The organism is Bradyrhizobium sp. (assembly GCF_049586575.1).
Lineage (GTDB): Bacteria > Pseudomonadota > Alphaproteobacteria > Rhizobiales > Xanthobacteraceae > Bradyrhizobium.
Map to the genome: position 1 here is coordinate 1 of NZ_JBAVCF010000562.1, position 7,412 is coordinate 7,412.

6 protein-coding genes and 1 pseudogene are annotated in these 7,412 nt (G+C 61.7%); 1 reads left to right on the plus strand and 6 read right to left on the minus strand.

The window, feature by feature from the left end:
* The 6 genes and pseudogenes from WB528_RS21230 to WB528_RS21255 all read right to left on the minus strand — a co-directional run.
* Positions 1–982: pseudogene (locus tag WB528_RS21230) on the minus strand (two-component sensor histidine kinase); the annotation flags it as partial.
* 41 nt (positions 983–1,023) lie between these two features.
* Entirely contained in the window at positions 1,024–1,629 is a 606-nt protein-coding gene (locus WB528_RS21235; RefSeq protein ID WP_423890386.1) for a K(+)-transporting ATPase subunit C, read from the minus strand.
* A gap of 111 nt (positions 1,630–1,740) precedes the next feature.
* Positions 1,741–3,858 (minus strand): potassium-transporting ATPase subunit KdpB, encoded by a 2,118-nt coding sequence (kdpB, locus tag WB528_RS21240; protein ID WP_423890388.1) that lies wholly within the window; start codon positions 3,856–3,858, stop codon positions 1,741–1,743.
* Between the two features lie 24 nt (positions 3,859–3,882).
* The gene (gene kdpA / locus WB528_RS21245; RefSeq protein ID WP_423890389.1) at positions 3,883–5,586 is read right to left on the minus strand and encodes a potassium-transporting ATPase subunit KdpA; all 1,704 of its coding nucleotides are present in this window, start codon (positions 5,584–5,586) and stop codon (positions 3,883–3,885) included.
* Positions 5,587–5,655: 69 nt separating this feature from the next.
* Positions 5,656–5,745, minus strand: coding sequence for a K(+)-transporting ATPase subunit F (locus WB528_RS21250; protein WP_423890392.1), 90 nt, complete (start codon positions 5,743–5,745; stop codon positions 5,656–5,658).
* Between the two features lie 690 nt (positions 5,746–6,435).
* On the minus strand, positions 6,436–6,690 hold the full coding sequence (locus WB528_RS21255; RefSeq protein WP_423890394.1) for a hypothetical protein: 255 nt from the start codon (positions 6,688–6,690) through the stop codon (positions 6,436–6,438).
* A 240-nt stretch (positions 6,691–6,930) separates the two neighbouring features.
* Here WB528_RS21255 and WB528_RS21260 point away from each other — a divergent pair, with 240 nt between their 5' ends.
* Positions 6,931–7,281 carry a hypothetical protein gene (locus WB528_RS21260; protein WP_423890396.1) on the plus strand — a complete coding sequence of 117 codons (351 nt, stop codon included), beginning with the start codon at positions 6,931–6,933 and terminating at the stop codon, positions 7,279–7,281.
* The last annotated feature ends 131 nt before the right edge of the window (positions 7,282–7,412 follow it).

Genomic DNA, 7,412 nt, shown 5'->3' on the forward strand with positions numbered 1-7,412 from the left:
CAGGGATCGTCAGCGCCTCGCCGCCAAGCGCTTCCGCCAGCCGCAGCGTATCGGCCAGCCGATCCCGCTCCTCATCGCTCAGCCGCAACGAACGCCGTGTCTCGATACTCAGCGCCGTCCATGGCGCGTGAAGGCGATCAGCGAGCCGCTTGGTATACCGCACCAGCCCGGCCGAACGCGGGTCTTCGGAAATGCAAACCAGGATGCGCTCGCCGGCAGCCCAGGGGCCGGCAATGGCGTTAGCCTGCATGTGGCTGAGCAGTTGTTCGTCGACGCGCTCGGCGGTCCGCCGCAGCGCCAGCTCGCGCAGCGCGGTCAGGTTGCCCGGTGAGAAATAATGCTCGAGCGCCCGCTCGGCCTGCTTGGGGACGTAAACCTTGCCTTCCTTCAGGCGCTGGATGAGATCGTCGGGCGTGAGGTCGATCAGCTCGATGCCGTCGGCGCGGTCGAACACCGAATCCGGCACGGTCTCACGCACCCGCACATGCGTGATCTGTGCGACGACGTCGTTGAGGCTTTCGATATGCTGGATGTTGACGGCGGTGTAGACATCGATGCCGCGCGACAGCAATTCCTCGACGTCGAGATAGCGCTTGGGGTGGCGGCTGCCAGGCGCGTTGGTATGGGCGAGTTCATCGACCAGCGCGATCTGGGGCCGGCGCGCGATCAGCGCATCGAGGTCCATCTCCTCAATGGTCTGATCCCTGTAGGCGATACGTTTGCGCGGGATGACCTCAAGCCCATGCAGCAGCGCCTCGGTCTCCGCCCGCCCGTGAGTCTCGACGATGCCAACCACCACATCGATGCCGGCCTTTTGCCGCGCGTGGGCGCTTTGCAGCATCTCGTAGGTCTTGCCGACACCGGGCGCAGCGCCGACAAAAATCTTGAGGCGCCCGGCCTCGCTGGTTTCGCGCCGGGCTGCTTCCAGCAGGGCCTCCGGAGAAGGACGTTGTTCGGAATCGCGGCGCGGCTGCTGAACCATAAGAATAATATAGTCCTCAGGCTGGACCTGGCCTAGTGCACCTACGGCTTGGCGGCCGCGTCCAATGCGAGGTTAAGCGCCAGGACGTTAACCCTGGGCTCGCCAAAAATCCCGATCAAGCGGCCGGATGTATTCTCGGCGACGAGCTGCCGCACTTTCTCCTCGGGCATACCTCTCACCTTTGCCACGCGCGGCACCTGGAAGAGCGCGCCTTCCGGCGAAATGTCGGGATCCAGTCCGCTGCCGGATGTCGTGACGAGGTCAACCGGTACGTTGGCGGATGGGTTCTCCGCCTTCAACTTGTCCACATCCTCCTTGAGCCGGTCACTCAGCGCCTTGCTGGTCGGGCCGAGATTCGAGGCGCCGGAGCTGGCGGCGTTGTAGGGCGCGGGCACCGTCTTGCTCGAATCGGCGGGGTCCGGCGCGGTCGTCGCCGAAGGCCTGCCGTGGAAATATTTGTCGTCCTTGAATTCCTGCCCGATCAAGGCGGAGCCTATCACCTTGCCGTCTCGCTCGATCAGGCTTCCTTCTGCCTGCTTTGGAAAGATCGCGCCCGCCACTTCCGTCATGGCGAGCGGATAGGCCAAACCCGTAATCAGCGTCAGCAGCAGCAGGACCAGGATTGCCGGGCGAATTTCTCTAAGCATTTTCAGTCTCCATTAGTTCCGTCATTGCGAGGGAGACGGAAGCCATCCGGACCGGGGCTGGAACAGAACCGGATCGCTTCGCAGCTTGCTCCTCGCAATGAGGGATCTCCTTCAAGCCAGATGCAAGGCAGCGACGACGAGATCGATCGCCTTGATGCCGATGAAAGGGATGATGATGCCGCCGAGGCCGTAGACCGTCAGGTTACGCCGCAGCAGCGCCCCGGCTCCGATCGCGCGATAGGCGACGCCCTTCAGCGCCAGCGGAATCAGCGCGACAATGATCAGCGCGTTGAAGATGATCGCCGACAGGATCGCGCTTTGCGGACTCGCCAGGTGCATGACGTTGAGCACAGCCAGCTGCGGGTAGAAAGTCAGGAACATCGCGGGAATGATCGCAAAATACTTGGCGACGTCGTTGGCGATCGAGAATGTCGTCAGCGCACCGCGCGTCATCAGTAGCTGCTTGCCGATCTCGACTACCTCGATCAGCTTGGTGGGATTGGAATCGAGATCGACCATGTTGCCAGCCTCGCGCGCGGCCTGGGTGCCGGTATTCATGGCAACGCCGACATCGGCCTGCGCCAGCGCCGGCGCGTCATTGGTGCCGTCCCCGCACATCGCCACCAGCTTGCCGTTGGCCTGCTCGTCGCGAATCAGCCTTAATTTGTCTTCGGGCGTGGCTTGCGCGAGGAAATCGTCGACGCCAGCTTCGGCGGCGATCGCAGCCGCCGTCATCGGGTTGTCGCCCGTGATCATCACGGTGCGGATACCCATGCGGCGCAATTCGGCGAAACGCTCGCGAATGCCGCCCTTCACGATATCCTTTAAATGAACGACGCCAAGCAGACGGCCGTCCCTGGCAACCGCCAGCGGCGTGCCGCCGGTCTTGGATATTTCGTCCGAGATCGTCCCGATTTCACGGGTGGCTTCGGAGGCAAGCGAGGGCTGCAGAGCCCGGACCGTGTTTCCGGCCGCCACGGTTTGGGCCGCACCACCACCGACAAAGCTGAGGATCGCGTCGACCGCGCCCTTGCGCACCGACGAGCCGCCAGCATCGATGCCGCTCATGCGGGTCTGCGCCGTGAACGGCACGAAGGTCGCGGCGAGTTCACCCATGTCGCGGCCGCGGATGCCATATTTCTCCTTGGCCAGCACTACGATGGAGCGGCCTTCCGGCGTTTCGTCGGCGAGCGATGCCAGTTGCGCCGCATCCGCCAACTCCTGTTCGCTGACGCCGCGTATGGGGCAGAACGCGGTCGCCTGACGATTGCCGAGCGTGATGGTGCCGGTCTTGTCGAGCAGCAGCGTATCGACGTCGCCGGCAGCCTCGACCGCCCGGCCGGACATCGCCAGCACATTGAAGCGCACCAGCCGGTCCATGCCGGCAATGCCGATCGCCGACAATAGCGCACCGATGGTGGTCGGAATCAGCGTGACGAACAGCGCCACCAGAATGACCACCGAGATTGATCCACCGGCATAGGCTGCGTAACTTGGAATGGTGACGGTAGCGAACACGAAAATGACGGTGAGGCCCGCGAGCAGGATATTGAGCGCGATTTCGTTCGGCGTCTTCTGCCGCTCGGCGCCCTCGACCAGCCTGATCATGCGGTCGATGAAGGTCGAGCCTTGCGCGGCGGTGATGCGCACGCGAATCCAGTCCGACAACACCTGCGTACCGCCGGTCACCGCCGAACGGTCGCCGCCGGATTCCCGGATCACGGGTGCGGATTCGCCGGTGATAGCGGCCTCGTTGACCGAGGCGATGCCTTCGATGATTTCGCCATCGGAGGGAATGTTGTCGCCGGCCTCGACCAGCACGACGTCGCCGACCTTGAGGCTCGTGCCCGGCACCAGGCGATAGTCCCTGCCCGAGCCGGTCAAAAGCTTGGCCTGGCTCTCGGTGCGGGTCTTGCGCAAGGATTCGGCTTGCGCCTTGCCGCGGCCTTCGGCCACCGCTTCGGCAAAATTGGCGAACAGCACCGTGAACCAGAGCCAGAGGATGATCTGAAAGGTAAAGCCGAGGTCTTCAGCGCCGGTTGCGAGGTCACGCACGAAAATCACCGTCGTGAGTGCGGCGACGACTTCGACGACGAACATCACGGGATTCTTCGCCATCTGCCGCGGGTCGAGCTTGACGAAAGCAGATCCGATCGCGGGCATCACGATCTTCGGATCAAGCATTGTGGCGACCGGCATCCGCTTGTTGGCTTTGTGGACTGGTTCCATGGAGGTCACTCCTAAAGAGATCGTTCAGTACGTGATGCCGGCATTCATCGCGAGGTGCTCGACAATCGGTCCGAGCGCCAGCGCGGGAAAGAAGGTGAGACCCCCGATGATGAGGATCACGCCGACGACAAGGCCGACGAACAGGCCGCCAGTCGTCGGGAAAGTGCCTGCGGAGGGCGGAATGGATTTCTTGGCCGCGAGCGAACCCGCCATTGCCATCGCCGGAATGATCATGAAGAAGCGGCCGACGAACATCGCGCTGGCAAGCGTGAGGTTGTAGAAGAAGCTGTTGCCGGAGAGGCCGGCGAAGGCGGAGCCGTTGTTGCCGGTCGATGAGACATAGGCATAGAGCACCTCGGTAAAGCCGTGCGGTCCGGAATTGTTCACCGCGGCGACGGTGGACGGCAGCACGACGGCAACCGCGGTCCAGCCGAGATACATCAACGGCAGCACCAGAATGGCGAGCATCGCCATCTTCACCTCGCGCGCCTCGATCTTCTTGCCGACATATTCCGGCGTGCGGCCGACCATGAGGCCTGCGACGAAGATCGCGAGCACGACGAACAGCAGCATGCCGTAAAGGCCGGCACCGACACCGCCGACGATGATTTCGCCGAGCTGCATGTTGATCAGGGGAATCATGCCGCCGAGCGCGGTGAAGCTGTCATGCATCGCGTTGACCGCGCCGCAGGACGCCGCGGTGGTGACGACGGCAAACAGGCTCGAGGCGACGATGCCGAAGCGGACCTCCTTGCCTTCCATGTTGCCGCCGGAAAGGCTCATGGCATCGAGCATCGCGGTGCCGTTGGCTTCGGCCCAATAGGTGACGGCAACGCCTGCCAGGAACAGCACGCCCATGACGGAGAGAATCGCCCAGCCCTGCCGCTGGTTGCCCACCATACGTCCGAACACATTGGTCAGCGCCGCGCCGATGACAAAGATCGACAGCATCTGCACGAAATTGGACAGCGCGGTTGGATTCTCGAAGGGATGCGCAGCGTTGGCGTTGAAGAAGCCCCCTCCATTGGTGCCGAGCATCTTGATCGCGACCTGAGAGGCCACCGGGCCGACCGCAATCGTTTGCTTCGCCCCTTCCAGGGTTGTGGCATCGATATAGGGACCAAGCGTCTGCGGGATGCCCTGCCAGACCAGAAACAGCGTGTAGACGATGCAAGTCGGCAGCAGCAAATAGAGCGTCGCACGGGTCACATCGACCCAGAAATTTCCGACGGTGCGCACCGAGGCGCGGGAAAAGCCGCGAACCAGCGCGATCGCGAGCGCAATGCCGGTGGCGGCCGACAGGAAATTCTGGTGAGTCAGCCCCAGCATCTGCACGAGATAGGACATCGTGCTTTCGCCGCCGTAGTTCTGCCAGTTGGTGTTGGTGATGAAGCTGATCGCGGTGTTGAAGGAGAGATCTTCGGGAACGGCAGGTTGCCCTGCGGGGTTGAACGGAAGAACCGCCTGCAATCGCATCGCCGCATAAAGGATCAGGAATCCGCCGACGTGAAAAAACAGCATCGCGACCGTGTAGGTGACCCAATGCTGTTCGCGCTTTTCGTCAACCCCACCGATCCAGTAGATCGCGGCCTCGACGGGCCGAAACAGCGGCGACAGGAACGTTCGCTCGCCATTGAACACGCGTGTCATGTACCAGCCGAGCGGTTTCGCCAGCGCGGCGATGATGACGCAGAACAGGAAAATCTGGATCCATCCGATGGCAGTCATGGCGGGTACGCCCTTGGATTAAGTTCAGGATTCATTGAGGCGGACGTCGCAGTCCGCCGGTGACGGCGATCAGAATCGCTCCGGCCGCAGCAGCGCGTAGGTGAGGTAAAGCAGCAGGCCAGCGGAGACGAGGCCGGCCAGGGCATAGTCGAACATCATGGCTGTGTTCCCTTCGAAGCGCCTTCAGGACATGTGAGTTGAAGAAAGGCTGCCCGTGTCAAAGCCGCTCGCAGGCGTAGGTGTAGCCAATCGCCGCGGCGAAGAAGCCGAGGCCAAGCGCCAATATCATCAGGTCCAGCATGGAATTCTCCCCGTCGCACGCGGTATCGTCGTGCCGCGAGGCAGGGACGCGGGTTCATAGGATCGCGTCCGACGCCAGGTCCTGAAGTGCCATCCAACGCATAGGTTTTCGAGGCGAGCGGGATTGCGACGTTATAAAAATCTCATAAGGACGGCTCGCTCTGCCGCCTGCGCCCGCCGCAGCCCCACCATCCCGGACGCCGACGTCCGGCTCTGCGCACACGATCGACAGCCCACGGAGTGGCTATCGGAGGCCATCGCCTCCCGCGTAGCGCACGTTGTTGATGAGTCGAGGTGGACGCCCGCGAATCGTTGAGCCGCGATTCGCACTCAGTCGGAGCTTTAGGCGGCGGGCGCGCCGCCAGCTGGTCGTCCGCTGATTCGGCCCAAGCGAGATCGGACCACTAGTGGAGTGGATTTGACATTCGCTACCCCGCCTGGCCGCAAGTTCGTAAAGCGAATGTCAAATCCCAAACTCCACTAGAAACATATACTAACATTCGCAAGAGATGACCGCTGAAAAGGAATGCGGATGTTAGAATCGGACCACTAGTTCGATTTGCCGGTTGGCTTTGCCGCTGGCTGTGAGTCGTGGACCTGGCCCCAGGGGTCATACGGTTTCTTCGGGTCGGGAATCCGATCGAGCGCAGCCTTGTAGGCCTTTTCATCCACCCGCGGCTTTACCTCGGTGCTCGGTGCCGCGTGGCTGCCTTTCTTCAACTGGGCATGGGCCGGAACAGCAAAAAGCAGCAGCGCCGCTGCAATTATCGATACCGGTCCAGCCGTTTTGAGCCCGCCTGCCATGCGATATTTCCTCCCTTGCGCCAGACGCATTCAACTCCAGATTATCCAACGAAGACACTCGAATCTGGTCCACTTGAGGCCGAAAAACGCGCTGAGAGACCCTCGGAAGAGCCGCTGAAGCGGGCCGGATAATGTGTAAACGTTACTGTCCTTAGTTATCTTTATATAAGAAAAATAACGACTTGTCGCTGCAACGCGATAGAAGATATCGTTTTAGGTGGATTGATGCAGGGATGTGCAATGCGCACGGACACGGATCTTCCCATAGATCAATCGCGTAAAGCGGAAAACGCGACTTCAAAACCACCGTCAACCTATGTTTGGGCTGGGGGCGTCGCTGTTCGCACGATTTTTCTGATTGTGCTCACGGTTCTGACCGCGCGCGTCGCCAGCCCGCAGATGGAGCGCCTTTCCTCGATCTACGAAACGCCCGGCGATCTCATTCGCGTCCTGATGGGCGTTGGCGTTTGCGCGTGGTTTATCATCAACGTTTTCAAACTGCCCAAGGATTCAGGCGCCTATCGCACCTGGATGTATATGGGGCTTGCGGTTTTGCCGCTGTCGCTGCTCTGCGCTTTCGTCGTCTGGTAAGCAGCCTCGCCGTTTGATTTTTTCAACCACCGGCTAGACGGGCGCGAACCGCATGCGGTGCCGCGCCCGTATGCACCATTCTCAGTATTTGGGCAACGACCGGACCGCCGAACTTAAAATCGAGCCCGACC

Bases quoted from the DNA above. Each gene is read 5' to 3' on its own strand.
- WB528_RS21235 (WP_423890386.1), bottom strand. From the start codon at position 1,629: ATGCTTAGAGAAATTCGCCCGGCAATCCTGGTCCTGCTGCTGCTGACG.
- kdpB (WP_423890388.1), bottom strand. From the start codon at position 3,858: ATGGAACCAGTCCACAAAGCCAACAAGCGGATGCCGGTCGCCACAATG.
- kdpA (WP_423890389.1), bottom strand. From the start codon at position 5,586: ATGACTGCCATCGGATGGATCCAGATTTTCCTGTTCTGCGTCATCATC.
- WB528_RS21250 (WP_423890392.1), bottom strand. From the start codon at position 5,745: ATGATGTTCGACTATGCCCTGGCCGGCCTCGTCTCCGCTGGCCTGCTG.
- WB528_RS21255 (WP_423890394.1), bottom strand. From the start codon at position 6,690: ATGGCAGGCGGGCTCAAAACGGCTGGACCGGTATCGATAATTGCAGCG.
- WB528_RS21260 (WP_423890396.1), top strand. From the start codon at position 6,931: ATGCGCACGGACACGGATCTTCCCATAGATCAATCGCGTAAAGCGGAA.